Genomic DNA, 25,097 nt, shown 5'->3' with positions numbered 1-25,097 from the left:
GGGCACCTCCTTCAAGGTGCCCACCCCGCCCCAAGCGAGCGCTACGCCACTATCCGAGCGAAGCCACCGCTTGAGTCCACCAGTTCAGCGCTCATCAGCTGAAAAGAGACCCCGGTTGTCGATGTCCTCCTGGATGGGAATGTCGATCGTCTCCAAATCGCGCACGGCCTGACGCACCGCGCGGGAGACTGCAGGCGCGACCCTCTCATCAAAAACACCCGGGATGATGTAGGAGGGGGACAGCTCCTCATCCGAAATCACCGAAGCGATCGCCACGGCCGCAACGCGAAGAACCTCGGTCGTGATCTCCTTGACCTTCGCATCGAGGAGACCGCGGAAAAGGCCCGGGAAGGCCAAGACGTTGTTGATCTGATTCGGATAATCAGATCGGCCCGTCGCCACCACTGCGGCGTGCTGGGCTGCACCAAGGGGATCGACCTCAGGTGTCGGGTTCGCTAGTGCGAAAACGATCGCCTTATCAGCCATGGTTGCGATGTCTTGCGCATCGAGGATATCGCCGTGGGAAACACCAATGAACACATCGGCATCGCGCACCCCCTCCTTGAGGGAGCCGTGGACGAGCCTCGGGTTCGTCGCCTCGGCGAGGGCCTTGCGCGTCGGGTGCATTCCCTCAGTCTCATCTGCGGCGAGGGCACCACTGCGCCCGTATCCGACGATGTCTTTCGCCCCCTGGGCGAGCAGCAGACGGATGATCGCATTGCCTGCGGCGCCCACGCCCGACACGACAATGCGCACGTCCTCGATCTTCTTGTCGACGAGTTTGAGTGCATTAATCAGCGCGGAGAGGACCACAATCGCCGTTCCGTGCTGGTCATCGTGGAAGACGGGGATGTCGAGTTCGGCGCGCAAGCGCTCTTCGATTTCGAAGCATCGCGGCGCGGAGATGTCTTCGAGATTGATGCCGCCGTAGGCGGGGGCGATGGCCTTGACGATGGAGATGATCTCTTCGGTGTCTTTCGTGTCGAGGACGACCGGCCAGGCGTCGACTCCGCCGAACTCCTTGAAGAGAACCGCTTTGCCCTCCATCACGGGCAGCGCCGCCTCCGGGCCGATGTCTCCGAGGCCGAGGACGGCGGTCCCATCGGAGACGACGGCGACGGTGTTCGCCTTCATTGTCAAAAGATGGGCTTTTTGAGGCATGTCGTGGATCGCGGTGCACACTCGGGCGACACCCGGGGTGTAGGCGCGCGAGAGGTCATCGCGGTTGCGCAAGGGCACCTTCGAGCGGATCTCGATCTTGCCTCCGACGTGGGACAAGAAAGTCTGATCGGCGGTCGAGGAGACGAACACCCCGTCGATCCCTTTCAGGGCCGCACGAACGCTTCGTCGATGAGTGGAATTCTCCAAGTCACAGGTGAGGTCGATGACGAGACGGCCGCGGTTGGATTCGGCGACATCGAGTCCGCGGACTTGTGCGCCCACTTCGGTGACGGCGTCAACGACCTTCGCGATGGAGGCGCGGGATTCGTCGATTTCGACACGGTAGGAAGCTGTGTAGGAGGGAGAAGTTCGCATGTCGTCCTTAAGGCAAGCGGCAAAGCCGCAGCTATTCGTTCAATCTCAATACTAAAAGGGCAGGAGTCTTCAAGTCTTGACAAGTGCGCATCGTGGACTGCACTCGTCTCCTTTCGCCCCTGAGCTCGCCGAAAAGGACGTGTTCGTACGCGCTGGCAGACAGCTCACTCGTGAATGTGGTGCGTCGAAGGCGCACCACACGCCCCGCAAGCCAGCGAAGAATCGAGGACCTTCCCAAGTGACAGCGAAACTCCACAGGTTCAAAGACGGCGAAGGCCGTGGGGATCTTGGATCCTCACGGCCTTCGCCTCAATCGGATTTCAGCTCTCGCAAGCTTTCAGCCCCAGTAACTCCAGCCCCAAAGGCTTGAACAACAAGAGCTTCAACTCCACGAGACTCAAACGCCCACCATCTCCATGATCAACTCACGCACACGCGCAGCATCAGCCTGACCACGCGTCGCCTTCATGACCGCACCCACCAGAGCGCCAGAAGCCTGGACCTTGCCTCCCCTGATCTTCTCAACGACTGCCGGATTCGCGTCGATCGCCTCTTGGACGGCCACCCTCAAAGCGCCCTCATCAGAAACGACCTCCAGTCCTCGGGCTTCAACGACCTCGCTCGGCGAACCCTCACCCATCAAGACACCCTCGAGCACCTGGCGCGCGAGCTTGTCATTGATGCGACCGGAGTCGATCAAGCCCTGCAGTTCTGCGATCTGCGCAGGAGTGATCGGCATGTCTTCGAGCGCGGACTCGTTCTCCTTGGCGCGGCGGGAAAGCTCGCCCATCCACCACTTGCGCGCAGCCCCGGGCTCCGTGCCGGCCTTGACGGTCGCCTCGATAAGTTCGAGCGCGCCCGCATTCACGACGTCGCGCATCTCCTTATCGGCGTAGCCCCACTCCTCGCGCAGACGACGGCGCTTCGCGACCGGAAGCTCGGGCAAAGCGGCTCGCAGTTCCTCAACCCATTCGCGTGCGGGCACGAGGGGAACCAGATCCGGTTCGGGGAAGTAGCGGTAGTCTTCGGCGTCCGACTTCTCGCGGCCCGCAGAAGTGGATCCGTCTTCCTCGTGGAAGTGACGGGTCTCCTGAACGACCGTTCCCCCGGCGGCGAGGATCGCTCCTTGGCGTTGCATCTCGAAACGCACCGCGCTTGCGATTCCCCTAAAAGAGTTGACGTTCTTCGTCTCCGAACGCACGCCCAGAGGAGAGTCCGGAGTGTCTCGAAGAGAAACGTTGATATCGGCGCGAACATTGCCGCGCTCCATCCTTGCCTCGGACACTCCCAGGGCGCGGAAAATGTCGCGCAGAGTCTGCACATAGGCGGCGGCAACCTCAGGAGCGCGCTCACCCGCTCCCGTGATCGGGCGGGTCACGATCTCGACGAGGGGCACGCCCGCGCGGTTGTAGTCCACGAGCGAATAGTCGGCACCGTGAATACGACCATCGGCGCCGCCGACGTGAGTGTTCTTACCGGCGTCTTCCTCCATGTGCGCGCGCTCAATTTCAACGCGGAACATGGTGCCGTCCTCAAGCTCGACATCGACATAGCCGTCGTGGGCGATCGGCTCGTCAGACTGCGAAGTCTGGAAGGCCTTCGTCAAGTCCGGGTAGAAGTAGTTCTTGCGCGCAAAGCGGCAGTACTCGGCGATCTCACAGTTGAGGGCGAGGCCGATCTTAATCGCGTACTCGACGGCGCGCTTGTTCACGACCGGGAGGCAGCCGGGCAGGCCCAGCGACACGGGGGTGACGAAAGTATTCGGGTCTCCGCCGAAAGCATTCGGAGCCGCGTCGAACATTTTCGTCTTCGTGCCGAGCTCGACGTGAACCTCAATGCCGAGGACCGGGTCGTAGTTCTTCACGACCTGCTCGTAATCCATGAGCTCGCTCATCACTTCTCCTCCCAGGAAGCAGCCGGGCACGCGGCCGCGACCTCGTCGCTGAGGGACTCGACGAGCCCCGCGACCTCGTACATGGTCTGATCTGCGCGTGCGGGCGCGATGATCTGGAAGCCGATCGGCAGGTTCTCACTGGACACGGCCACCGGGATGCTCATTGCGGGCACGCCCGCGAGGTTCGCGGGGATTGTCGCCACATCGTTGAGGTACATCGCCATCGGGTCGTCGACCTTGTCGCCGAATTTGAAGGCCGTCGTCGGGGCCGTCGGGGAGACGAGGACGTCGACCTCGTTGAAGACGCGCTCGAAGTCGCGTTGGATGAGGGTACGGACCTTTTGCGCCGAACCGTAGTAGGCGTCGTAGTATCCGGCGGACAAAACGTGCGTGCCGAGGATGATGCGGCGCTTCACCTCGTCACCAAAACCCGCCTCACGGGTCGCCGCCATGACGGAGGCCGCCGTAACCGGCCCCTCACTCGGCTCAACACGAATGCCGTAGCGCATCCCATCGAAGCGCGCCAGGTTCGAGGACACCTCGGCCGGCATGATGAGGTAGTAGGCCGCGAGCGCATAGTCGAAGCTCGGGCAGGAAACCTCATGGATCTCGGCGCCCGCTTCGCGCAGCTTCTCGACGCTCGCATTGAAGGCCGCGAGGACATCCTCTTGGTAGCCCTCGCCGGACAGTTCTTTGACGACGCCGACCCGAAGGCCCTTGATGGTGCGAAGCGCTTCAACGGCTGTCACAGTATCAAGGAGCGGAGCGACCGGCTCGTCCAGGCTGGTCGAGTCCAAAGGATCATGGCCTGCGATGAGTTCGGTGAGGATCGCGGCGTCGGACACCGTTCGGGTGACCGGGCCGATCTGGTCCAGAGAGGAGGCCATCGCGATGAGGCCGTATCGGGACACCTGGCCGTAGGTCGGCTTCGCGCCGACTGTGCCGGTGACGGAGCCGGGCTGCCGGATCGAGCCTCCCGTGTCTGAGCCGAGGGCGAGAGGCACCATGAATGCGGCCACCGCAGCTGCCGAGCCGCCACCCGAACCTCCGGGGATTCGCTCAACATCCCAGGGGTTCAAAGTCGCGCCGAAAGCGGAGTGCTCGGTGGACGAACCCATTGCGAACTCATCCATGTTCGTCTTGCCGACAATGGGAAGGCCCGCTTCGTGGATGCGCTCGATCACGGTCGCGTCGTAGGGGGGGCGCCAATCGCCGAGGATCTTCGAGGCGCAGGTCGTCGGGATCCCACGGGTCACGATGTTGTCCTTCACGGCGATCGGAACGCCGGCAAGGCGGTGAAGGGCCTGCCCCGCAGCGCGCTTGGCATCCACCTCGGCCGCAGTCGCCAGGGCGCCCTCGCGGTCAATGTAAAGGAAGGCGTTGATCCTGGGGTTGAGTGCTTCGATGCGATCAAGGCAGGCACTCGTGAGTTCAAGCGAGGTGATCTCACCAGCTGCGAGCATGTCCGCGAGTTCGAGGGCGGACTTCTTGAGAAGATCGTTCATCATTCCTCCCCGAGGATCTGCGGAACGAGGAACATTCCCTCTTCAGAGGCCGGGGCCTGGGAGAGGACCTCCTCGCGGTCGAGGGTCGGGCTCACGACGTCCTCGCGCATAACGTTGGTCAAAGGGATCGCGTGCGAGGTTGCCGGAATGTCCGCGGTGGCGACCTCGGACACCTTCGCGACGGAAGCCGCGATGACGTCCAGTTCACCGGCGATGCGTTCGATCTCCTCGGGAGTCAATGCGATGTGGGCCAGGCCCGCGACGCGGGCGACCTCGTCAGTACTGATGCGTGACATGGGCTCGAGTCTACTCAATGACTCCGAACAAGCGTGACGCCGCTCGGACCAGGGGATTCCCTGAGGGACGAGGACGCCCAGCTCCTCGTATCCTTGGATGCATGACTCTACGACGCCCCCACCTTTTCACTGCCCGCACCTGGGGGATTGTGAAGAAGGTCGGCCTCGCTTTCGCGCTTTCTCAGGCGACCGCGATCGCGGCGATCCACACGATCGACCGCGTGCGCAAGGAGCGCATCCCGGGTGGGCGCCACGGTTTCCCCGTTCTCGCGCCCACTGACACTGCGATCGCATCGAACGAGGTGAGGACCTACACGGAGGGCCACTCACTCTATGCGGATATGCTCGACGCGATCGCCACTGCGAAAGACCACGTCTATTTCGAGACCTTCATCTGGCGTTCGGATGAGTGGGGGCAGCGCTTCAAGGATGCGATCATCGCGGCCGCGCAGCGCGGCGTCGAGGTCTACTGCGTCTACGACGGTTTCGGGGTGCTCAATCAGGATCCTCGTTTCTTCGTCTTCCCTGACCTTCCCCACTTGTGGGTGAAGAAGTTCCCGACGATCCGTTCGGGCCTGTTCACTTTGAATCTGCGCAAAACCGGGCAGGATCATCGCAAGATCCTCGTCGTCGATTCGAGGGTCGGTTTCGTTGGCGGATACAACATCGGCAATCCCTTCGCCGACGAATGGCGAGACACGCATGTGCGCGTCACCGGGGATGCGGTGTGGGAACTCGAAAACAGTTTCATCGACTTTTGGAACCACTTCAAGCCCCGACGTGCACCTCAACTGCCCGACCGGGGGGCGCGCACCTGGGAAGCGGAGGTCACCTCCGCGATCAATATGCCCCAGCGGATCCTCTACCCGATTCGGGGCATGTACATCGACGCGATCGGACGCGCCACCGATCGGGTCCTCATCACGACCGCTTATTTCATCCCGGACAAGGAGATCCTCGAAGCCCTCATTTCCGCGGCGCGTCGAGGGGTTTGTGTGAAGGTTCTGATCCCCGAGTATTCGAACCACATTTTGGCCGACTGGGTCGCCCGCCCCTACTACGGGGCTCTGCTGCGCGAAGGCATTGAGATCTGGCTGTACCAGCATGCGATGGTCCACTCAAAGACCATGACAATTGACGGATTGTGGTCCACGATCGGCACCGCGAACATCGATCGGCTCTCAATGCGCGGCAATCACGAGGTCAATATGCAGTTCTATTCTTCTGAGCTCGCAACCCGCATGGAGGAGATCTTCGCGAACGACTTGTCGACCTCGCGCCGACTCACGGTGGAGGAATGGGAAGGGCGCAACCTGCTCACCCGCTTCACCGAGCGCCTGCTGCACCCCTTCGAGTTCATGGTCTGATCCGCGCCGAGCAGGAGGTCCCAGCTTCTTGGAACACCGGCCTCGCTCAGCTGCTCAGTGCGCGCGAATCATGCGCATTGGAATCATTCGAAGCATACGGACATCATTCGAGGCCGAGGGCCGCTAGTCCCCCATCAAGCAGATCCTGGAATCGAGTCTCGTCAATGACGGGAACACCGAGCGCTTCCGCTTTCGTCGCCTTCGACCCGGCGCCGGGACCTGCAACGACCAGGCTCGTCTTCTTCGAAACGGAGCCCGTTGCTTTCCCTCCGCGAAGCACGATCGCCTCTTTCGCCCCTTCGCGGTCGTATCCGGGCATGGCGCCCGAAACGACAATCGTCAGGCCCTCGAGGACCTTCGACACCGCTTCAGTGGGCTCATCCTCCATGTGAACTCCCGCCTTTGCCCAGCGTTCCAACAGTTCATGGTGCCAATCGACCGCGAACCATTCGATGAGGGACTCACCAATGGTGGCGCCCACGCCCTCGACTTTCGACAGCTCCTCGAGCGTTGCGGCGCGAAGATTGTCCATTGAGTGGAAGGCGGAGGCGAGGGCCTTCGCAGCTGTGGGCCCGATGTGACGGATCGACAAGGCGACGAGCAGGCGCGCCAGAGGCTGAGATTTGGCCTTTTCCAGTTCGGCGAGCATATCGAGGGTCGATTTCGAAGGCTGGGAAGGAGTCGGAATGAAGGCGGGCTCGTCCTTCTTCATGGAAGCCTTATAGGCCTTCGTCCAAAAGTAGCGGACCTGCATCCACTCCCCCGTGACCTCGCCCTCGACCTTCACGGGCCGCCACACGAACACATCCTTCAGCTCTCTCGCACTCAGATCGAAAAGATCTGCTTCACGGGTGAGAACTGGGCGGGCGGGTGGGGGTAGGAGGGCTTCGGCCGCGGCAAGACGCTCAGCAGGGGCCAGATGGTCGACCTCCTTGAGCAGGAGGCGCGTCCCGTCCTCGAGGATGATCGCGTGGCCGTCAACAAGTGCTGCTGCAACTTCCTCACGGGAAGCCTCCGGCTGGGTGAGGGCGAGCGCGGCCTCGTCCCCGAGACCTTCAATATCGAGGGCCGAACGGGCTCCGATATGGGCTACTCGCTCCGTGATCTGGGCTGGACACGCTTCCTTGTTCGGGCATCGAAGATCAACGTCTCCTTCTTTTTCGGCGGCGAGGGGCGCTCCGCATGAGGGACAGGTGCTCGGCATGATGAAAGGGCGTTCCTCGCCGGTGCGGGCCGCGAGCACGGGCCCGAGGATCTCCGGGATGATATCGCCGGCCTTACGCAAGATGACGAGGTCACCCAGGAGAACACCCTTCCTGGCGACCTCCTGCGCATTGTGCAGGGTCGCTCGAGAGACCCTGGAGCCGTCAACGAGGACGGTTTCCATCACGCCATAGGGGGTGACGCGGCCGGTTCGCCCCACCTGTACACGAATATCGAGGAGGCGCGTGTGGACTTCCTCGGGCGGGAACTTGTAGGCCGCCGCCCAACGCGGGGCGCGCGAGGTCATGCCCAGGCTGCGCTGCAGGGCAAGATCGTTGATCTTCACGACGACGCCGTCGATCTTGTAGTCCAGGGAGTCTCGCGCATCGCCAAGTTCGCGGATGCGCTCATCAATGGCGCCGCACCCTTTGAGTAGACGCGTGTGAACGGGGACGGGCAATCCCCAGGATTCGAGCCTGCGATACCAGTCGAATTGAGTGTCGGGCGCTTCGAAGCCGGAATCTCCCCGCTCGAGGAAGCCAACTCCGTGCGCAAGCATCGCGAGGGGGCGCTCGGCGGTCATCGCCGGGTCCTTTTGACGAAGTGATCCTGCGGCGGCATTGCGAGGATTCGCGAGCCGTGCTTTCCCCTGGGCTTCAAGGGCCTCGTTGAAGGCCTCGAAGTCCTTGAGCGGAATGTAGACCTCGCCGCGGATCTCCACTCGATGAGGGAAGGGGCCTCCATTCAAGGTTTGGGGAATCGTCTGGATCGTCGCAACATTCGCCGATACGTCCTCGCCCGTGTAGCCATCGCCGCGAGTCGCCGCACGCTCGAGGCGCCCATCGACGTAGAGGAGGTTGATCGCCAGACCATCAATCTTGACCTCGGTCGTCATTTCGGGTTCGTCGATCCCCAGGTCCTTGGCGACGCGCTCTTCCCATTCGGCGAGTTCCTCAAAGGAGAAAACATCGTTGATCGAGGTCATTTGCGCGAGGTGACGCACGGCGGCGAAATCGGAGCGCGCCGAACCTCCCACTGATTCCGTCGGCGAGTCGGCTCCGGCGAGTTCGGGGTGTTCGCGTTCGATGTCTTCGAGTTCACGGAAGAGGCGGTCGTAGTCCGCATCATCCATCTGGGGCGAATCGGAGTCGTAGTAGGCGTGACGAGCCTGCTCAATGACTTGTACGAGGGCATCGTGGCGCTCACGCACGGCCTGCCAGTGAGGGGTGTGCGCGAGGTCTTGGGATTCCGTTTCGCTCATGGCGTCATTCTCGCATCCGCCTCAGGCATCTTCGGCATGGGCCCCGCCCCTCCCCGCGAGCGCTCCGCTCCCCCTGTGGGCGTTCTCCTCCCCCGCGAGCGTTCCCCCTACGAACGTTCTGCTCCGTTATCCACAGCCCCCTCCCTCCACGCTCCTTGCACACTCCGAGCCGAGGACGGATGCGCTTCATCCTTCTTCCAGGCGATTCTTCACAGCGAGGAAAACGTGGAGGAGGCGAAGTGGAAAGAGCAGCAGAGGCCACATGCCCTGCGCATTTTGGCGCTCGTGCAGCCCTGCGCTGCGAATATCACCTGGCCTGCATCGACGGCCCCGATACGGGGATCCTCATTCCGCTGCCCGCCGTCCTCGGACGCTCACAAACCCTGTCCCTTCATGACCCGTCCTTGTCTCGCGAGCACGCCTCGATCAGTGTGACCCCGGGGCGGCCTTCTCGCGTCGAGGTGTGCGACCTGGGCTCGATGAATGGTACCTCTGTCATCCACAGGGGCGTAGCTCGTCTTCTTCACTCCATTCGTCTTCACTCCACTCGCCCCCAGCGAATGCGTCGAGGCGAACGCCTGCGCTGCGGAGCGGATGTTTTCGAGCTTCGCCACCGGCCCCCTCGTTTGGCGAAGGAGAAGCGTCAAACTCGAGGGAGGCGCTGGCTGATGATCCTCCCCTTCCTTTCCCTCGTGGTGTTGGGCGCACGTTTCCTCGCTTTCTCCGGCTCATCGTCTCGACTCGTTGCGCTCTTCACGAATGCGATTCTCGTCTGCCTCTTGATCGGCCTCGTTTTCTTCTTCTTGTCGTGGAGAAGACGAAGAAGGGCCCTCGCACCGCCCGACGAGGCTGGAACGGCTCTTCACCTCGCCCAAATGGCGGCCTCCTATTCGCCGCGCCTGCCCAGTGGTGTTCCCGGCCACGCAGGTAGTGCTCCTTTTGGATCTTCTGGTGGGCGTGCCTTTGACGAACCCATCATGATCCCTCTTCCTGGGGCGTCTCGCCCCTTGGGGATTGTGCCGAGCACGAGCCTCGATTGCGGCACTCCTGCTTCACCGCGCAGCATCGGAGTCATTGGGGAAGGCTCACTCGAGGATGCTTCCCGTTTGGCTGCGGGACTCCTCCGGCGAATCGGAGGCGGGTGCCTCGTCCTCGCTGATGGTGCCCGCAAAGTGTTCGGCAGCGACAATGTCATTGTCGAGATCCTCGAAGCGGGACGCCCTACGCCCCACCGCCCGAAAGCAGATGCGGGGCTTCCCCTTTGGAGGATCGTCGCCGCTCCAAGCATTCGTGAACTCCCGGAGTGGTGCGAACAGATCGTGTCCGCGAGCGGCAAGCCCCTCTCGCCCCTGTGGTGGGAACAATTTGGTGCGAATGATCCAGAGTCCCTTTTGCCTCCTTCGTTGGGACTCGCTGAGCTTCTTCACGATGTGGAAGCGTCCGAGCCCTTCCATTCCTTGACAGCTCCCCTTGGCGTCAACGCCCACGGTCCCCTCGTCTTGGACTTGGTTGCCGATGGACCCCATGCCCTGGTCGCGGGAACTACCGGCTCGGGCAAATCCGAAGCGCTTTTGACCTGGATTCGTGGAATCTGCGCGCGTCATTCCCCGCAGGAAGTGCGTTTCATCCTCTTCGACTACAAGGGAGGCTCAGCGTTTTCTCCTCTCGCAGGCCTTGCTCATGTGGATCGAGTGCTCACGGATCTGGATGCTTCTTTGAGCGCGAGGGCCCTGCGCGCACTGTCCGCTCTTTTGCGCAGGCGTGAAGGTGAACTCGCCGAACTCGGCCTACCGGATTACGCCGCGTGGGCGAGAGCCTATGAGCAGGGGCGCGTCGAGACGATCGGTCCTCGGATCGTCATTGTGATCGACGAGTTCCGCGCCTTGATTGATTCGCACGAGGATGGAAGCCGAGCCCTGGTGCGCCTTGCCGCGCAGGGGCGTTCGCTCGGGTTCCATGTGATCGCTGCAACCCAGCGTCCGGCGGGAGCGGTGAGTTCGGACATGCGTGCGAATCTCGAGTTGCGGATCGCTTTGCGGTGCCTGAGCCCCGCAGATTCGATGGATGTCATCGCCTCCGGGGCTGGTGCCGAGCTTGAGCGCATCCCAGGCCGGGCGATCATCGCCGATCGGGGGATCGTTCAATTCGCCATGAGCACCGGAGAGGAACCGGTATTTACCGGGGGCGCGCCCCTTAAGGGAGGCGAAGAGGCCTTCGCGGGCTGTGGGGGAGTCACCCAAGGAGGCACGTGGGAGCGTCCTGAGCCTCTCCCCTGGGTTCCCCTGCCTCCCTTGGCGCCGGGGAGCCGTGAGCTCCTCATCGCCGAAGGCTGCGCCCGCACCAGTTCCTCGGGCTCTTCTCGATTGCCCGCGTCGGGGACGGTCCTTGGCCTTGGCCTCGTGGATGGGATCGACGAGGGTGAGCACCGGCTGCTCCAATGGGATGGAGGCTGGGTAGGTCTCATTGCGCCCCGAAGTGAAGAAGAGCTTGCTTCACGAGGGGCGATCGCGCTGGGCGCTCGCATTGCTGCAGCGCAGAATCTCCCTCTTCATGTGTGCGCTCCGATTCCACAGCTCGGCCAGAGAGGCTCGTCGAAGCCCGAGGCTGGAGAGACGCTCACTGAGCATCTTGCGCGTCTTCGCCGTGATTTTGGCGCCGCGACGTGGATTCCCTCAGATGAGGGCGCCGATCTTGCGTTGCTCTTCACTGAGGTGAAGTCTGCGTGCGTCCTCGTCATTGCGGACGTGGAGCGTTCTCGTCGAGCAATGGAGAGCGCTTTCGGGCCTCTCATTGCTGAGCGGCTCTGGTCGGAGGGCCTTGATGCTTGTGCAGCGGCCTCAGGTGTTCTTGTGTGCGCAGCTCCGGGAGCGCGGATGAATGACCCGGTCCTTGCTCGCTGTTCGATGCGTTTTGAACGGCCCGATCCTCATGCGCCGCAGATGCGGCACATGCCTTCGAGGCAGGCTCTGGGCGATGAACGCTGGGTGTGGAAGGAGGGGGATGTGCTGCGGATTCTTGCGCTGGTCAAGCTGTCGAGTGTGAAAGCGCTCTGTTCCCCGGTGGCGCACAGGGCGACAGGAGATTCTTCTCTAAGGGATGCCCGTCCTGGCTTCTCCTCGCGCCCGGCGTTGGAGCCTCTGGTTAGTACCTGGGAGGAAGCGGCCTGCGAGTTCAGCGCAGCGAAAGGGATCATCGAGTCTCGCGAACTCAGGGCGACTCCCGAGTTCAATGGAGCGCGGCAAAGCCACACGGGAGCGCGTCAAAGAGAGGAGGGAGCGCCACCCCATGCGAGCAGAGCCAATGCCCACTCTTTTCCTGTGTGCGAGATCCTGTGCGGCCCACAGTGGCTCCCCATAGAAGACCTGCTCTTCAGAGCAGATGAGCCCTGTCAATCGGCCTCGTCTTTCTTCGATTCCCCGTGGGTCATCGAGGGCGATGGAGGAAATCTTGAACATGCGCTTATCGAAATAGCGAGAAAACTCGGGAGGAATCCACCGAAAATCGTGAGTCACGGGGCCGAATCATGGACGAAGCCCCCTCCTGGAGCTGAAGTGAACTGGGTGCTCTTGTGCCCAAGCCCCGAGCGTCTGCGTTCACTCTCTCGCGGAGCGCACCCTCTTCCCCTGCCGTATTCGGGCCGATTTTCCAGCGAAAATGCAGGTGTTGCCCGATTCCAGGGACGATGGACTCGGATCAGAGTCCTCCCCCACCAGGAGGGACGTGACCACTTCCACAGGGGTTAATAGGACCTTTATGCCGTAGACCTCTTGTCTGACATCCCTTTGTACCCAAGACTATCTGACGGGTGTCCGGGCGTTACTTCAGCGCTACGGGCGAGTGAGTTTGTTCTTCGGCATAGTTCAAAGGAGTGTCAACGATGGATTGGCGTAGCAAGGCCGCCTGTCTCAGTGTGGATCCCGAGCTTTTCTTCCCTATCGGCAATACCGGTCCGGCAATCGCCCAGGCTGCTCAGGCCAAGACTGTGTGCCACAGCTGCCCGGTGGAGGCGACCTGCCTCCAGTGGGCGATCGACAACAATCAGGACTCCGGTGTCTGGGGCGGCATGAGTGAAGAGGAGCGACGCTCCCTCAAGCGCCGCGCCGCCCGCGCCCGCCGCGCCTCCTGAGTACAGGCAGCTGACTGCGGCAGCGAACCTCGAGTTCAGCATCAATGCCACCGCGGGGCCGAGCATCTGCTCGGCCCCGCATCGCTTTGTCCTCATGGCCCCACAAGGCTCTCGCTCAGAGCTCCAGTCCCCACCGAAAACTCCAGCTCTCATGACTCGGGAACTCCAGGCCTCACGACGTTTCCAGGCCAGCCACGAACTCCAGTCCAGCTCGGAGTTTCAGTCCTGTTCGACTCGCATCTTCACAGTGACCAGTGTTCCGCCCTCGTCGCGTCTACTCCACTCGATCGAACCATTGAGCTCTCCACGAACCATTTGATGCACGATCTGCGTGCCTAGTCCCGTCATCGGGGTTCCCGGCTCGAAGCCGAGACCATCATCCGCCACGGTAATGACCATGGAGTCGCCCTCGCGCGTCACTCCGACCTCGATGCGTCCATCACGATCGGCGAGCCCATGCTCAACAGAGTTCGCGACGAGCTCATTGAGTACCGTCGCCAGGGCTTGTGCCTGATCAGCGGGGATCGTTCCGAAACTGCCGACAGTCACGACCTCGACCGAATGATCTGTTGAGGCCACCGCACCGGACATTCTCACAACGGAACGCGCGACCTCGTCGAAGTCAACGGTCTCATCAACATTCTGCGATAGGGCCGCGTGCACAGTCGCGATCGCCTGGACGCGACGCTCAGCCTCGGACAGCGCGTCCTTCACTCCCTGCTGATCAGAGCGGCGCGCTTGGAGGCGCAGCAGGGCTGACACTGTTTGGAGATTGTTCTTCACACGATGGTGGATCTCGCGGATCGTCGCATCCTTCGTCATGAGTTCTTGCTCGCGGCGGCGGACCTCGGAAACATCTCGCGTCAAAATGACTGCACCCAGCCGCTTGCGCCCCTCAACGAGGGGAAGCGCACGTATTGTGATTGTGGAAGAGTGCGCGGTGATTTCCGTGCGCCAAGAGGCGCGCCCCATGACGACGACCGGCATGGACTCCTCGATCATCGTCTCGTCACCAACGACATTCGTCACCTCTTGCGCGAGGATCTTCCCCGTGACATTCGAGCGGATTCCAAGACGACGCAGGCACGAGGTTGCGTTCGGTGTCATATGCTCGACACGCCCGTTCTCGTCGATGACGATGACTCCGTCGAGGACGCGCGGAACGCCGTGGGCGGTGACGGAGGGCGTCGAATCATATGGGTATTCGCCTCGGGCGATCATCTGGCAGAGCATGTCCGCTGCATTCATTGTCCACGACTCGAATCCGAGGGAGAGCCTGGGCGAGGAAAGATTCGATTCGCGAGTGACGACCGCGATGATGCGCCCGTCGTGCAGGACGGGGACGCAGGTCTCCTGCATCGAATAGGTCCCCGCCCAGTAGGCGCTCGGAGACTTCACCACCTGACCAGTGGCGATGCAGCGGCGTACTTCAACCTCGCGGGCAACAGGCAAATGCAATCCGATGATGTCGTCAACGTGAACCGTCGTCGAGGTCGCTGGGCGGCAATGAGCGGCCGCGATGAAGCGTTCATCATCGGTCGGGAGCCACAAGACCAGGTCCGCGGCGGAAAGGTCGGCGAGAACCTGCCAGTCCGCAAGCAGCAGGTGGAGCCACTCAATGTCTTTCTCCGACAGGGCGTTGTTCGACGCCTCCTCTGCCAAATCCGTCAGGCTTCTCATAGGATCCACTCTAGTGCGCCCTGGAGGCGATCCCCTCCACCCCCCTTCCCCCTCTCATCCTTTCCCGTCCCACCATGATCGGAGTTTCATGAAGTTCAGCGAGACCCTCAGCTACCCGATGTCCCTCGACGATCTCGAAGCGATGAGCCTCGACCCTGAGTTCTTGCGCTCCCGATTCCAGCGCTTCACCACCGGGCTCGAAGTCGTGGTCGAGGGGCGGAGCATCCGCGCATCCGGACCGCTTAACACGGACCTTCTTCCCGGGGCGACTAAAGCCTTCATCGCCCAGGATGCTCGCCTCAAGTTCACCGAGACGTGGAGTGGCGAGGGCGAGGCTCGCACCGCCTCCTCGAGGCTCACAGCCAAGGGGGCTCCGCTGAAAGTCTCAATCTCTTCGACTTTCAGCGGTGGTGCCTTAGCGACTCGGGTGGCTACAGGTGATCTTGTGATCTCGGTTCCCTTCTTCGGCTCCAAACTCGAACAGGAGGGGATCGCCCGGGCTGGCCGCATTCTCAAGGAAGAGCAGCACCTGGCCGCTGAATATCTCGAAAAGCGGGCTTAAACGCCATTGCCCAGGCCGATCCGGGTTTGAGCCAAGGCCGGGCTGGGTTTGAGCTAAGGCCGGGCGGGGATTATGCCTGGGCAGCTTGCTTCTTCCTTCCCTGCGCCCCGGCCCGAGCCTGCCCCCAAGGGTACGATCCCTCTTTCTTTTCCCCTTTGATCTGCCCAATTCTTTCCCCCTCTTTTAGCTCGCGCGGCTCAGCCCAGATTCCGCGACAATGGACCCATGAGCGATACGAGTGCACATTCAACCCCGTCCCCGGCCCTCTATCTTGAACGCCAGGGCGTCCGCCAGTACATCGCAACGAACTCTCGTGGCGCACAAGTCCTCGTCGGAGATGGACCTGGGCGTTTCTCCCCCGGTGATCTTTTGAAGATCGCGCTCGCAGGCTGCAACGCCATGTCCTCCGATAAGCGCTTGGCCGACCGACTCGGCGAAGACTTTGAGCAGGTTATTGGAGTGTCGGGTGAGTATCTTTCCAACGAGGACCGCTTCGCCTCCTTCGCGATCGAACTCATCCAAGACCTGTCGAAGGTTGACGAGGAGGAGCGCTCAAAGCTCTTGCGCCGAGCGGAGGGCGCGATCGAAAGGAATTGCACGATCGCGCATACTCTGACGAATCCGGTGTCCTACACGAAGAGCTTCACTGACGAGCCCGTAGGCCAGGACTGAAGTGGGCGCCCGCTCCCGCGTGGTGAAGACCTGGTCCCAGGCGTTGAACGTTCCTTACGCCGTGAGCCTGAAATCCGCGCAGAAACTCCGCGAGGCCAACCCTGATGCGACACCCGCACAGCTCGTGGGCATCGCGAATAGACGCTTCTTAACGCGCGTGTCCGGCGAATCCGCCGCTGTCGGAGCACTCGCAGTCTTCCCGGGAGCGGGAACCGCAGTGAGCATGGGAAGCTCGGGGGTCCAACTCCTCGCCTTCGTTTCTGAGGCCGCACATCACTGCATGCTCGTCGCTCATCTCTATGGACTCGACATGCGCGACCCCGCCAAGCGCACTGCGCTGGTCCTCGCGGCCCTCACGGGGCAAGAGGGCGCGGAGGTGATCTCCATGCAGGTCGGTATTCAGACCCTCTCGTGGTTCCGCTCCTCCTTCCTCAATGTGAGAAGCGTCTCGGCCACGGAGTTCAACAACCTCATGCTGCGCTGGTTGAAGCGCCGCACGGTGAAGTCCGCGACGATGTCGACCCTGGGCCGTATGCTCCCCTTCGGGATCGGCGCAGTCGTCGGCTGGGGCATCGGCGCTTCCCTCGCGAAAACAACGATCGAAGGACTGGGCCTCGCCCTCGGCCCCGCTCCTGAGGCTTTCGGTAGTCCACAGGTCATTGATGTCGAGGTCCTCGGTGATGAGCCCACCTCTTACGCGTACGCGCATCTCGAGCTCCCGATTGGCGACGAGGGCGAGCGCAGGTGGACCGATTAGCAGCCAGGCCGGGTGAACGCGGATTATTAGAGCAGTGAAGAGTGCGCACCATCCGCATGGGAATGAGGCTTTCCCCCTTCGACCTGGGCGTGAGATGCTGACGTGCGCGTCATCCGCACGGGAAGGAGACATTAGCCATGATCGATCGTCAATACGAGGACCTTCTTGCGCGGATCATGAAAGAGGGCGTGCTTAAGGGCGACCGCACAGGCACCGGCACGCGCTCCCTATTCGGCGCCCAGCTCCGCTACGACCTGTCGAAGGGTTTCCCCCTCATCACAACGAAGCGCGTGCACCTCAAGTCGATCGTCGGAGAACTCCTCTGGTTCCTCAATGGCGACTCGAATGTCACGTGGCTTCAAGAAAACGGCATTCGGATTTGGAACGAATGGGCAGATGAGAACGGTGACCTCGGCCCCGTGTACGGCTCCCAGTGGAGGAAGTGGCGCAGCGCCGATGGTCACAGGATCGACCAGATCTCACAGGTCCTCGAAACCTTGAAAACAGATCCGGATTCGCGTCGAATGCTCGTGTCTGCTTGGAATGTCGGTGAACTCGACAAGATGGCTCTGGAGCCCTGTCACGCGTTCTTCCAGCTCTACGTCGCTGAGGGGCGGCTTTCGTTGCAGCTGTATCAGCGCAGTGCCGATATGTTCCTCGGAGTGCCTTTTAATATCGCTTCGTATTCCCTGCTCACGCATATGTTCGCCCAGCAGGCGGGCCTCGAGGTCGGTGATTTCATCTGGACGGGCGGAGACTGCCACGTGTATTCGAACCACGTCGAGCAGGTGACTGAGCAGCTTTCCCGTGAACCGTTCCCTTTCCCGAGTTTGAGCCTGAAGAAGGCCTCCTCGATGTTCTCCTACGACTTCGATGATGTCCTCGTCGAGGGCTATGAGCACCATCCTGCGATCAAGGCTCCGGTGGCGGTATGACGATTCTCGCCTCGATTTGGGCCCAGGACGTCAAGGGTGTCCTCGGTTCGGGAACAGACATGCTGTGGCGTGTTCCCGCGGATTTCGCGCATTTTAAGAAGTCGACTCTGGGCTGTCCGATTATCATGGGGCGCCGCTCCTGGATGGCTCTCGGAGGGGCCTTGCCCGGGCGGACGAATATCGTGATCACGCGTTCGCCCGACTTCGAAGCGCCCAAGGCCCTGGTGGTGCATTCCCTTGAGGAGGCGCTCGAGCTGGCGAGGGGGATTGCCGAGGCCGAGGGCGCCCATCATGTGTGGATCACCGGCGGCGGCGCCGTCTACGAGCAGACAATGGATCTGGTGGATGAGCTCGTCGTGACTGAACTCGACTTCGACGCTGCTGCCATCCATCCGGGAACGCCCGTCGTGAAGGCTCCTCTCATTGACGAGGAGGTGTGGGAGGTGGATCCGAAGCGCTCTGATGAGGACTGGCAGGCGAAGTCCGGTGATGCTCGTTGGAGAGTGCGGACTTATGTGAGGCGCTGAGCCCGTTTCTAGGGCTGAGCCCGTTTCTGGTGCTGAGCCCGTTTCTGGTCGTGGATCTCGCCGTAGGCGTAGGGGTCGATGGGCCGATCCTTCTTCGCCATCTTCGCAATGACCAGGAGGTATGAGGAGATGATGAGTTCCTTCACCTCCTCGGCACTGATACGCCGAGAAGACAGAGGCGAGTAGTGCGGGGCATCCGAGGCCTGGGAGGCATCTGGGGGCTGTGGGGTCTGCGCTGCGCGTGGTGTTTCCGGCATGCTTGAGGTCTCCGGTACGCTCGACGCTTCCGACTGCTCTACCGGCGAAAACACCGTCACCCAGTGTCTCTTGTTGAGGTGATAACCAGGGATCACGTCGTCATAAGCCTCGACGAGGGCGCGGCCTTCTTGAGGATCAACCTTCATCGTCACCATCTGCGGGCCATTCGTGTCCGTGAGGAGAAGAAACATCCGCTCTCCAACTTTGAAGGCCTCCCATTCTTCTCCGAAGGGGAAGGTGAGGCGCGAGTGCGGCAACTCGAGGGCGACCTCGAGCGCAAAATCGTGCAGTTCTCGTGGATCCATGCTCATCTCTCCTTCCTTGAAGTATTCCCCTTCCTTGAAGTATTCCACTCGGAAAAGCGAAAGGATGGGGCGCTGTGCTCGAAGGCGTAGGGGATGTGGGCGGCGAGCGTAGGATTTTGAGGTGCCTCAAGCATCCCATGACGTCAATCCGGCCTCGAAGCCCGAGGATTCGGCTCCTCGCCGCAATCCCCCCGCTATCCCGCCAGAATCCGCCATCCCGCCAGGGTCCGTCACCCAAGCAGAGTCCGCCACCCGAGTTAGGGACTCCACCCGAGCTAAGTCCACCACCCGGGCGGGCGCCTCTGCCCTCGCCGGGCCAACCTTGAAGGCACTACTCGCGATCGCCTTATTCACCTACACGGCGCAGAACATGATCAATGCGTCAATCGCCCCGCTCTCTCGCGCACTCGCCCTGCCCGAGTGGATCGTCGGCGCAGCCGTGTCCCTCGCAGCGGTTTCAGTGGCCTCCCTCTCGCAATTCTGGGGGCGCAGGTCAATCGCGTGGGGGCGGCGCAAGGTACTCCTCCTGGCGCTGCTTCTCGCGTTCATCGCGGGCGCGCTCTTCTCAGCGGCGGTGGCGTTGCGCTCGGCGGGACTGCTCGCCACCTCCATCGCCGCGGGAGCGATCATGCTCGCACGCGGCCCCTTCTTCGGTTCTGCGGTCGCTGCGATCCCCCCGACCGGCCAGGCACTCATCGCTCAATCCACCCCGGACGAGGGCTCTCGCGTCAAAGGCGTCTCCGCCTTCTCGGGAGCGATCAATCTGTCAATCATGATCGGCTCTCTCATCTCCTCCGGGCTCGGCGCCTGGTGGATCTTCGCCCCCGTGCACGCCACCCCCTGGTTCATTGCGATCGCCCTCGTCATCGCCTTCGTGTTCCTCCCCAAGGACGGGCCCGCGAATCTCAAGAACGAGAAGACCACCCTCCCACCGAGAGTCTCCTGGTCCGATCGAAGGGTCCTCCCCTGGATCGGCGCAGCCTTCGGCATCTTCTTCGCCGCAGGAGTCGTCCAGATCACAATGGGCTTCCTCGTGCAGGACCGTCTAGGCGTGGATCCGAAGACCGCGATCTCGATCACCGCCCTCATGCTGCTCGCAAACGCCACCGGCGCAATGCTCATGCAACTGCTCCTCGTGCCCCGCTTATCCTGGCCGCCCCGAAAACTCCTGCGGATCGGCATGACCCTCGGCCTGAGTTCCCTCGCGGTCCTCTCCTTCGCGTGGAGCCCCTGGCTGATCGCCTTGTCGACCTTTTTCATCGGAGTATCGAGCGGCCTGGCGAGCCCAGGTTTTTCCGCCGGAGCATCCCTCTCAGTCACAGACGAGGAACAAGGCGGCGTCGCTGGGATCATCAATGCGACTGGCGCGATCACCTGGATCTTCGCGCCCGTCTCAGCAACCGCCCTCTACGGTTGGCATCCCCTCGTCCCCTTCGTCCTCGCCCTCGTCCTCGTTTCCATCTGCGTAACGATCGCGTGGCTACATCCCGGACTCGTCAAGACCCGCTGAAAACTTCCTGCTCAGGATTGACCTGCCAGGACCTCTTGGCCCTCCGAATCGGACTGCGCTCCCCTACGCTAGAACCACATCGACATGAATGGAGAAAGCTATGACAGCTTCGCGTACTGAAACCGACTCGATGGGCGCCGTCGAGGTCGCCGCCGACCGCTACTGGGGAGCTCAGACCGAGCGCTCCCTCCACAACTTCGACATCGGCCGCAACACCTTCGTCTGGGGCCGTCCAATGGTCCGCGCCCTCGGCGTCCTCAAGAAGTCCGCCGCCCTCGCGAACGCTGAACTCGGCGAGCTTCCCCAGGACATCGCGAAGCTCATCGTGCAGGCGGGCGACGAGGTCATCGCCGGTAAGCTCGACGATCATTTCCCGCTCGTCGTCTTCCAGACCGGTTCTGGTACTCAGTCGAATATGAACTCCAATGAGGTCATCTCCAACCGCGCGATCGAACTCGCGGGCGGCGAAATGGGCACGAAGACCCCCGTGCACCCGAACGACCATGTGAACCGCGGCCAGTCCTCGAACGACACTTTCCCGACTGCCATGCACATCGCGGTCGTGTCCGAACTCCAGGACATGTACCCGCGTGTCATGCAGCTGCGCGACACCCTGGATAAGAAGGCCAAGGAGTACGACGACATCGTCATGGTGGGCCGCACGCACCTCCAGGACGCGACCCCGATCCGCCTCGGCCAGGTCTTCTCCGGCTGGGTCGCTCAAATCGACTTCGCCCTCGACGGCATCCGTTACGCGGACTCTCGCGCCCGCGAACTCGCCATCGGTGGCACTGCGGTCGGCACTGGTTTGAACGCTCACCCGAAGTTCGGTGAACTCACCGCCAAGAAGATTTCCGAGGAGACCGGCCTCGAATTCACCCAGGCCGATAACCTCTTCGCCGCGCTCGGCGCGCACGACGCCCTCGTCCTCGTCTCCGGTGCGCTCCGGGTCCTCGCCGACGCGCTCATGAAGATCGCGAACGATGTCCGCTGGTACGCTTCGGGCCCGCGCAACGGCATCGGTGAACTCCTCATCCCCGAGAACGAGCCGGGCTCGTCCATCATGCCGGGCAAGGTGAACCCGACCCAGTGCGAGGCCATGACCATGGTCGCCGTCCAGGTGTTCGGCAATGACGCGACCGTCGGCTTCGCCGGCTCGCAGGGCAATTTCCAGCTCAACGTGTTCAAGCCCGTGATGGCGTGGAATGTTCTCGAATCGATCCGCCTGCTCGGCGACGCCTGCGTCTCCTTCGACACGAACTGCGCTTACGGTATCGAGCCGAATATGGAGCGCATCCAGGCGAACCTCGAGACGAACCTCATGCAGGTCACGGCCCTGAACCGTCACATCGGCTACGACAAGGCCTCGAAGATCGCGAAGAACGCGCACCACAAGGGCTTGTCTCTGCGCGAGTCCGCTCTCGAGCTGGGCTTCGTCACTCCTGAGGAGTTCGATGCCTGGGTTGTGCCGGCTGACATGACGCACCCGAGCGCCGCTGAGGACTGAGCCGCGAGGCCGCTTCGCGAGCGCCGAGTGCGGGGGCCTGGCTTCTCACGAGTGTGAGGGGCCGGGCCCTTTCCTCTATTGCTGCTGTTTTTCGCTGGTGCCGCTTCCACGGTGGGTGACGGTTCCAGCTTCCGACACGGCTCCACTGTTGGCGACGTTTCCACCTTTCGGCGCGATTTCGCCTTTCGGCGCTGCTTCCACCTGTTACGCCCTGTTTTCGGCCACTGTTTTCGGCCTCGAGAATCGACGCCGATCACCCGAAATCGACGCCGATCACGCAATCGGCACCACAAGCTACCGGAGTTCAGGCCCGGGCAGCCTTGAGAAGTCTCATCCTTCCCCTCAGAGCCGATACCCCGGCAACGAGAACGAACACAAGCATGAGGACGAGGACGATCGCCGCTCCCGCAGGCAGATCCGCAGCCCAGGACATCCAGATCCCGAAAAAGGCACTGAGTACGCCGATCGCGGGAGAAATGAGCATCATCGCAAAGAGCCTGTCCGTCACAAGCCTCGCGCTCGCAGCGGGAGTGAGGAGCAAGGCGACGACGAGGATGTTGCCGACGATCTGCACACTCATGACGACTGCCGCGGCGACGGTCAGGTAGAGGACGAGGTCGAGGGCCCCGACTTTCATGCCCATCGCCTGGGCGTAGGTCCGGTCCAGTGACACGGCGACAATCTTGCGGTGTGCGAGAGCAAGAACCGCGAGCAAGATGAGTGAGCCGAAGGCGATCGACACGAGATCGGAGTTCTGCACGCCCGTCAAGGACCCGAAGAGCACGGATTCCAGGGAGCCCGTGTATCCGGGCACTCTCGACATGATGACGAGGCCGAGGGCGAAGGCCGAGGCGAAGAAGATACCGATGACGGAGTCTTCGTTGATCCTGCGGTTCTGTGAGAAGAAGGTGATGAGCAAGGTGACGATCAGCCCTGCGAGTGCTCCGCCGATGAGGACGGAAGCTCCAAGAGCGAAAGCGACTGCGATGCCCGGGAAGACCGCATGCGCAAGCGCGTCACCAACGAATCCCATGCCGCGCAAAACGACGTGTGTTCCAACGACGCCATTGATGATCGCGCAGATCATCGCAACGAGGAGGGCTCGTGATAAGAATGCGAGCTGTGGATTCGCCAGGTCGATGATGAAGTCGATGGGGTTCATGCGCTCTTCGCCCTCAGATCGTTCGGTGAGCCAGGTGCCAGTAGCGAGCCAGTTGCCAGTTCGTATGGTCCTTCCACGCCGCCTTGTCTCTTGTCATGAAGCTGCCTCGTTTCCCGAGATTCCTGTGCCTCTTCGAGCGTTCGCCCATCATCACAGGCAGTCGCCTCGTCACGCGCACTTGCCTCCTCACTCGCCCGAGCCTCCTCACGCGCCCCGTCCTCGTTGATCGAGGGAGCCGCAACGCCGACAGTCCGCAGCAGCGCCGAAGAGGGCCCGACCTCGAAGGCATCCATCCAGAGCTGCGGGTCTGTGAGTTCGCCGGTGCGCCCTTGGGCGATGATCCCGCCCTTGAGGAGGACCAGGGAATCGCATACGTCAACGGCCTGGGAGAGGTCGTGGGTCGACATGAGGATCGCGACTCCCCGCTCGGTCAGTTCCCTCAAGAGCGCAGTGAGTTCGTCCTGAGTGGGGTGGTCGAGTCCGGTGAAGGGCTCGTCCAAGAGGAGGAGGCGTGGTGAGCGGGCGAGCGCCCGAGCGATGAGGACTCGCTGCTTTTGCCCGCCGGATAGCTCATCGAGGGTGCGTCGGCGCAGGTCTTTCATGGCGACCATATCGAGAGCCTCGTACACCCTTTTCCAGTCGGCTGCGCTGGTGCGTTCCCACAAGCGCTTCCTCATCTGCAGGGAGGTCATGACGGTCTGTTCAACGCTGATCGGGTAGCCCCATTCGATGTCGTGGCGCTGGGGAACATAACCGGGCAGGCCCGTGCGTTCCAGTTTCCCCGCTGAAGTTGGGATCAGTCCCATGATTGCGCGCATGAGGGTGGTCTTGCCCGCGCCGTTCGGGCCGACGAGGCCGATGAGCTGTGCTTCTTCGACTCTCAGATTCACTCCCGTAAGAATGCGCCGACCCGCGAGTTCGACGTTCACTTCATCGAGGCCGAGGAGCGGGGCGGCGTGCCCGCCCGTGTGCTCACTTGCGCTCCCGGCCGTGCGCCCGGCTGCGCTCCCCTTGGTGTTCCCGCCCGTGTGCTCATAACTCATTGGAGCGCTTCCTCCTGGGCTCGTTTCGTGTTGTGATGCACGCTCGCGGCGATGAGTGGGACCATTGAGGCAAAGAGGCCTGCACCGAGGACGATCCACAAAGTCGGCGAAGAAGAAAAGCCTGTGCCTGTCTTCTGGGCTTCGCCGTCCTTCGAAGCCCCATCTTCAGCACCGGACTGGGCTCCGACGATGGAGCCATCCGCAGAGCCGTTGAGGGACGCCCCGGCCTCGGCCCCCGTTCTCCCGGCGTCGACCGCTTCGAAAACGGAAGCTGGGGAGGTGTGGGAACCTACTGCGAAGTTCAAGGTGGCGTGCCCGCCGACAGGAGTACCGTCCTTCAAGGTCGCAGTGAAAGCGAGGGTGACTCGGTGCACGCCCGGTTCGGTGAAGGCCCAGTTCGCGTGGGTGTGCGTATTGACGTCCACGCTGAGCGGCTGGGACTGCTTCTTCTCAGAGTCCCACAGGATCTGCGGCCCTTTGAAGTTCCCGGCCTGAACGAAGGCGATGAAATGACCGGGGCCCTCGTGTCCCTCGTACACGATGTCGAGGCTTGCGGGCACGTTTTCGACGACACCCGGGTCCTGAGTGTTCCAGCCGAGCCAGGGAACTCCGGCGATCTCCTGTTGGGGCACGACCCATGCCTGCGAAGCGCCGATGAAGGAATACTCCTCACCCTCGGGCACCTCGAGTTTCGCCGCATCGGGCAGGGCGAAGACGACATCGTCGAGGTTTCGCCACACGGGGGCCTGGGCGGAGTCGTCGCGGGCAAGGACGCTCCAAGTGTTGTTCGCGTATCGCGGGCCGATGTCGACGTGTCCGTGTTCGATGACGACCCTGTCGCCGCTTTCGGCGCTGGCCTCGTTAGCTGTGACGTTCTGTGTGAGCGCGGGGTCGGAGTCGCTGCTCGGATCGGCTAGGGCAAGGCCCGGCAGGGCGAGGGCGCAGCCGAGCGCAAGAAGGCTTCCGGCGAGGATCTGCTGTGTCTTCATTG

Annotated in this window: 20 protein-coding genes; 10 read left to right on the top strand and 10 right to left on the bottom strand. The window is 62.3% G+C overall.

Going from position 1 to position 25,097, the window contains the following annotated elements:
• Positions 1–84 precede the first annotated feature (84 nt).
• The 4 genes from JFX23_RS08720 to gatC all read right to left on the bottom strand — a co-directional run bounded on the left by JFX23_RS08720 (position 85) and on the right by gatC (position 5,231).
• On the bottom strand, positions 85–1,536 hold the full coding sequence (locus tag JFX23_RS08720) for an NAD-dependent malic enzyme (RefSeq protein ID WP_005964600.1): 1,452 nt from the start codon (positions 1,534–1,536) through the stop codon (positions 85–87).
• A 397-nt stretch (positions 1,537–1,933) separates the two neighbouring features.
• Positions 1,934–3,430, bottom strand: a complete 1,497-nt coding sequence (gene gatB / locus JFX23_RS08715) for an Asp-tRNA(Asn)/Glu-tRNA(Gln) amidotransferase subunit GatB (protein ID WP_198776564.1) — start codon at positions 3,428–3,430, stop codon at positions 1,934–1,936.
• Complete coding sequence (gene gatA, locus JFX23_RS08710; protein WP_198776563.1) at positions 3,430–4,935, bottom strand: Asp-tRNA(Asn)/Glu-tRNA(Gln) amidotransferase subunit GatA; 1,506 nt, start codon at positions 4,933–4,935, stop codon at positions 3,430–3,432. The genes gatB and gatA overlap by 1 nt, the downstream gene beginning before the upstream one ends.
• Complete coding sequence (gatC, locus tag JFX23_RS08705) at positions 4,935–5,231, bottom strand: Asp-tRNA(Asn)/Glu-tRNA(Gln) amidotransferase subunit GatC (RefSeq protein WP_005964609.1); 297 nt, start codon at positions 5,229–5,231, stop codon at positions 4,935–4,937. Before gatC ends, gatA begins: the two co-directional genes overlap by 1 nt.
• A gap of 101 nt (positions 5,232–5,332) precedes the next feature.
• On the opposite strand from gatC, the gene JFX23_RS08700 reads away from it, so the two are divergent.
• Positions 5,333–6,598 carry a phospholipase D-like domain-containing protein gene (locus JFX23_RS08700; RefSeq protein ID WP_198776562.1) on the top strand — a complete coding sequence of 422 codons (1,266 nt, stop codon included), beginning with the start codon at positions 5,333–5,335 and terminating at the stop codon, positions 6,596–6,598.
• 103 nt (positions 6,599–6,701) lie between these two features.
• Here JFX23_RS08700 and ligA read toward each other — a convergent pair whose 3' ends face one another.
• On the bottom strand, positions 6,702–9,062 hold the full coding sequence (ligA, locus tag JFX23_RS08695) for an NAD-dependent DNA ligase LigA (RefSeq protein ID WP_198776561.1): 2,361 nt from the start codon (positions 9,060–9,062) through the stop codon (positions 6,702–6,704).
• Between the two features lie 239 nt (positions 9,063–9,301).
• On the opposite strand from ligA, the gene JFX23_RS08690 reads away from it, so the two are divergent.
• Together JFX23_RS08690 and JFX23_RS08685 are read left to right on the top strand one after the other, a co-directional pair.
• Positions 9,302–12,805 carry an FHA domain-containing protein gene (locus JFX23_RS08690; RefSeq protein WP_198776560.1) on the top strand — a complete coding sequence of 1,168 codons (3,504 nt, stop codon included), beginning with the start codon at positions 9,302–9,304 and terminating at the stop codon, positions 12,803–12,805.
• Positions 12,806–12,939: 134 nt separating this feature from the next.
• The gene (locus tag JFX23_RS08685) at positions 12,940–13,188 is read left to right on the top strand and encodes a WhiB family transcriptional regulator (RefSeq protein ID WP_005964615.1); all 249 of its coding nucleotides are present in this window, start codon (positions 12,940–12,942) and stop codon (positions 13,186–13,188) included.
• Between the two features lie 219 nt (positions 13,189–13,407).
• Here JFX23_RS08685 and JFX23_RS08680 read toward each other — a convergent pair whose 3' ends face one another.
• Positions 13,408–14,868: a sensor histidine kinase gene (locus tag JFX23_RS08680; protein WP_005964617.1), complete on the bottom strand. Its 1,461-nt coding sequence runs from the start codon at positions 14,866–14,868 to the stop codon at positions 13,408–13,410.
• Between the two features lie 88 nt (positions 14,869–14,956).
• On the opposite strand from JFX23_RS08680, the gene JFX23_RS08675 reads away from it, so the two are divergent.
• The 5 genes from JFX23_RS08675 to JFX23_RS08655 all read left to right on the top strand — a co-directional run bounded on the left by JFX23_RS08675 (position 14,957) and on the right by JFX23_RS08655 (position 18,321).
• Complete coding sequence (locus JFX23_RS08675; RefSeq protein WP_198776559.1) at positions 14,957–15,430, top strand: DUF2505 domain-containing protein; 474 nt, start codon at positions 14,957–14,959, stop codon at positions 15,428–15,430.
• 225 nt (positions 15,431–15,655) lie between these two features.
• On the top strand, positions 15,656–16,102 hold the full coding sequence (locus tag JFX23_RS08670) for an OsmC family protein (protein WP_198776558.1): 447 nt from the start codon (positions 15,656–15,658) through the stop codon (positions 16,100–16,102).
• A gap of 1 nt (position 16,103) precedes the next feature.
• Positions 16,104–16,859, top strand: coding sequence for a VPDSG-CTERM exosortase interaction domain protein (locus JFX23_RS08665; protein ID WP_277063112.1), 756 nt, complete (start codon positions 16,104–16,106; stop codon positions 16,857–16,859).
• 137 nt (positions 16,860–16,996) lie between these two features.
• A complete protein-coding gene (locus JFX23_RS08660) occupies positions 16,997–17,794 on the top strand; it encodes a thymidylate synthase (protein ID WP_198776557.1) in 798 nt (265 codons plus the stop codon).
• The gene (locus tag JFX23_RS08655; protein ID WP_198776556.1) at positions 17,791–18,321 is read left to right on the top strand and encodes a dihydrofolate reductase; all 531 of its coding nucleotides are present in this window, start codon (positions 17,791–17,793) and stop codon (positions 18,319–18,321) included. The genes JFX23_RS08660 and JFX23_RS08655 overlap by 4 nt, the downstream gene beginning before the upstream one ends.
• A gap of 8 nt (positions 18,322–18,329) precedes the next feature.
• On the opposite strand, the gene JFX23_RS08650 is transcribed toward JFX23_RS08655, so the two are convergent.
• Positions 18,330–18,884 (bottom strand): MmcQ/YjbR family DNA-binding protein, encoded by a 555-nt coding sequence (locus JFX23_RS08650; protein ID WP_198776555.1) that lies wholly within the window; start codon positions 18,882–18,884, stop codon positions 18,330–18,332.
• A gap of 322 nt (positions 18,885–19,206) precedes the next feature.
• On the opposite strand from JFX23_RS08650, the gene JFX23_RS08645 reads away from it, so the two are divergent.
• Both JFX23_RS08645 and fumC read left to right on the top strand, forming a co-directional pair.
• The gene (locus JFX23_RS08645) at positions 19,207–20,394 is read left to right on the top strand and encodes an MFS transporter (RefSeq protein ID WP_198776565.1); all 1,188 of its coding nucleotides are present in this window, start codon (positions 19,207–19,209) and stop codon (positions 20,392–20,394) included.
• 100 nt (positions 20,395–20,494) lie between these two features.
• Positions 20,495–21,901 (top strand): class II fumarate hydratase, encoded by a 1,407-nt coding sequence (gene fumC / locus JFX23_RS08640; protein ID WP_233050722.1) that lies wholly within the window; start codon positions 20,495–20,497, stop codon positions 21,899–21,901.
• Between the two features lie 304 nt (positions 21,902–22,205).
• Here the strand turns inward: fumC and JFX23_RS08635 are convergent, their stop codons facing one another.
• The 3 genes from JFX23_RS08635 to JFX23_RS08625 are packed head-to-tail and all read right to left on the bottom strand — an operon-like array spanning position 22,206 to position 25,095.
• A complete protein-coding gene (locus JFX23_RS08635) occupies positions 22,206–23,063 on the bottom strand; it encodes an anchored repeat-type ABC transporter permease subunit (RefSeq protein ID WP_198776553.1) in 858 nt (285 codons plus the stop codon).
• Entirely contained in the window at positions 23,060–24,106 is a 1,047-nt protein-coding gene (locus tag JFX23_RS08630) for a metal ABC transporter ATP-binding protein (RefSeq protein ID WP_198776552.1), read from the bottom strand. Before JFX23_RS08630 ends, JFX23_RS08635 begins: the two co-directional genes overlap by 4 nt.
• Complete coding sequence (locus tag JFX23_RS08625) at positions 24,103–25,095, bottom strand: choice-of-anchor M domain-containing protein (protein WP_233050721.1); 993 nt, start codon at positions 25,093–25,095, stop codon at positions 24,103–24,105. The genes JFX23_RS08630 and JFX23_RS08625 overlap by 4 nt, the downstream gene beginning before the upstream one ends.
• Between the last annotated feature and the right edge of the window lie 2 nt (positions 25,096–25,097).

Origin of the sequence: Schaalia cardiffensis (genome assembly GCF_016405145.1) — a bacterium.
Lineage (GTDB): Bacteria > Actinomycetota > Actinomycetes > Actinomycetales > Actinomycetaceae > Pauljensenia > Pauljensenia cardiffensis.
This window is presented reverse-complemented; position numbering and strand designations above follow the sequence as displayed.

What these genes read in the sequence shown, in the direction of transcription:
- JFX23_RS08720 (WP_005964600.1), bottom strand. Translation starts at nt 1,536, where the DNA reads ATGCGAACTTCTCCCTCCTACACAGCTTCCTACCGTGTCGAAATCGAC.
- gatB (WP_198776564.1), bottom strand. Translation starts at nt 3,430, where the DNA reads ATGAGCGAGCTCATGGATTACGAGCAGGTCGTGAAGAACTACGACCCG.
- gatA (WP_198776563.1), bottom strand. Translation starts at nt 4,935, where the DNA reads ATGAACGATCTTCTCAAGAAGTCCGCCCTCGAACTCGCGGACATGCTC.
- gatC (WP_005964609.1), bottom strand. Translation starts at nt 5,231, where the DNA reads ATGTCACGCATCAGTACTGACGAGGTCGCCCGCGTCGCGGGCCTGGCC.
- JFX23_RS08700 (WP_198776562.1), top strand. Translation starts at nt 5,333, where the DNA reads ATGACTCTACGACGCCCCCACCTTTTCACTGCCCGCACCTGGGGGATT.
- ligA (WP_198776561.1), bottom strand. Translation starts at nt 9,062, where the DNA reads ATGAGCGAAACGGAATCCCAAGACCTCGCGCACACCCCTCACTGGCAG.
- JFX23_RS08685 (WP_005964615.1), top strand. Translation starts at nt 12,940, where the DNA reads ATGGATTGGCGTAGCAAGGCCGCCTGTCTCAGTGTGGATCCCGAGCTT.
- JFX23_RS08680 (WP_005964617.1), bottom strand. Translation starts at nt 14,868, where the DNA reads ATGAGAAGCCTGACGGATTTGGCAGAGGAGGCGTCGAACAACGCCCTG.
- JFX23_RS08675 (WP_198776559.1), top strand. Translation starts at nt 14,957, where the DNA reads ATGAAGTTCAGCGAGACCCTCAGCTACCCGATGTCCCTCGACGATCTC.
- JFX23_RS08670 (WP_198776558.1), top strand. Translation starts at nt 15,656, where the DNA reads ATGAGCGATACGAGTGCACATTCAACCCCGTCCCCGGCCCTCTATCTT.
- JFX23_RS08660 (WP_198776557.1), top strand. Translation starts at nt 16,997, where the DNA reads ATGATCGATCGTCAATACGAGGACCTTCTTGCGCGGATCATGAAAGAG.
- JFX23_RS08655 (WP_198776556.1), top strand. Translation starts at nt 17,791, where the DNA reads ATGACGATTCTCGCCTCGATTTGGGCCCAGGACGTCAAGGGTGTCCTC.
- JFX23_RS08650 (WP_198776555.1), bottom strand. Translation starts at nt 18,884, where the DNA reads ATGGATCCACGAGAACTGCACGATTTTGCGCTCGAGGTCGCCCTCGAG.
- fumC (WP_233050722.1), top strand. Translation starts at nt 20,495, where the DNA reads ATGACAGCTTCGCGTACTGAAACCGACTCGATGGGCGCCGTCGAGGTC.
- JFX23_RS08635 (WP_198776553.1), bottom strand. Translation starts at nt 23,063, where the DNA reads ATGAACCCCATCGACTTCATCATCGACCTGGCGAATCCACAGCTCGCA.
- JFX23_RS08630 (WP_198776552.1), bottom strand. Translation starts at nt 24,106, where the DNA reads ATGAGTTATGAGCACACGGGCGGGAACACCAAGGGGAGCGCAGCCGGG.
- JFX23_RS08625 (WP_233050721.1), bottom strand. Translation starts at nt 25,095, where the DNA reads ATGAAGACACAGCAGATCCTCGCCGGAAGCCTTCTTGCGCTCGGCTGC.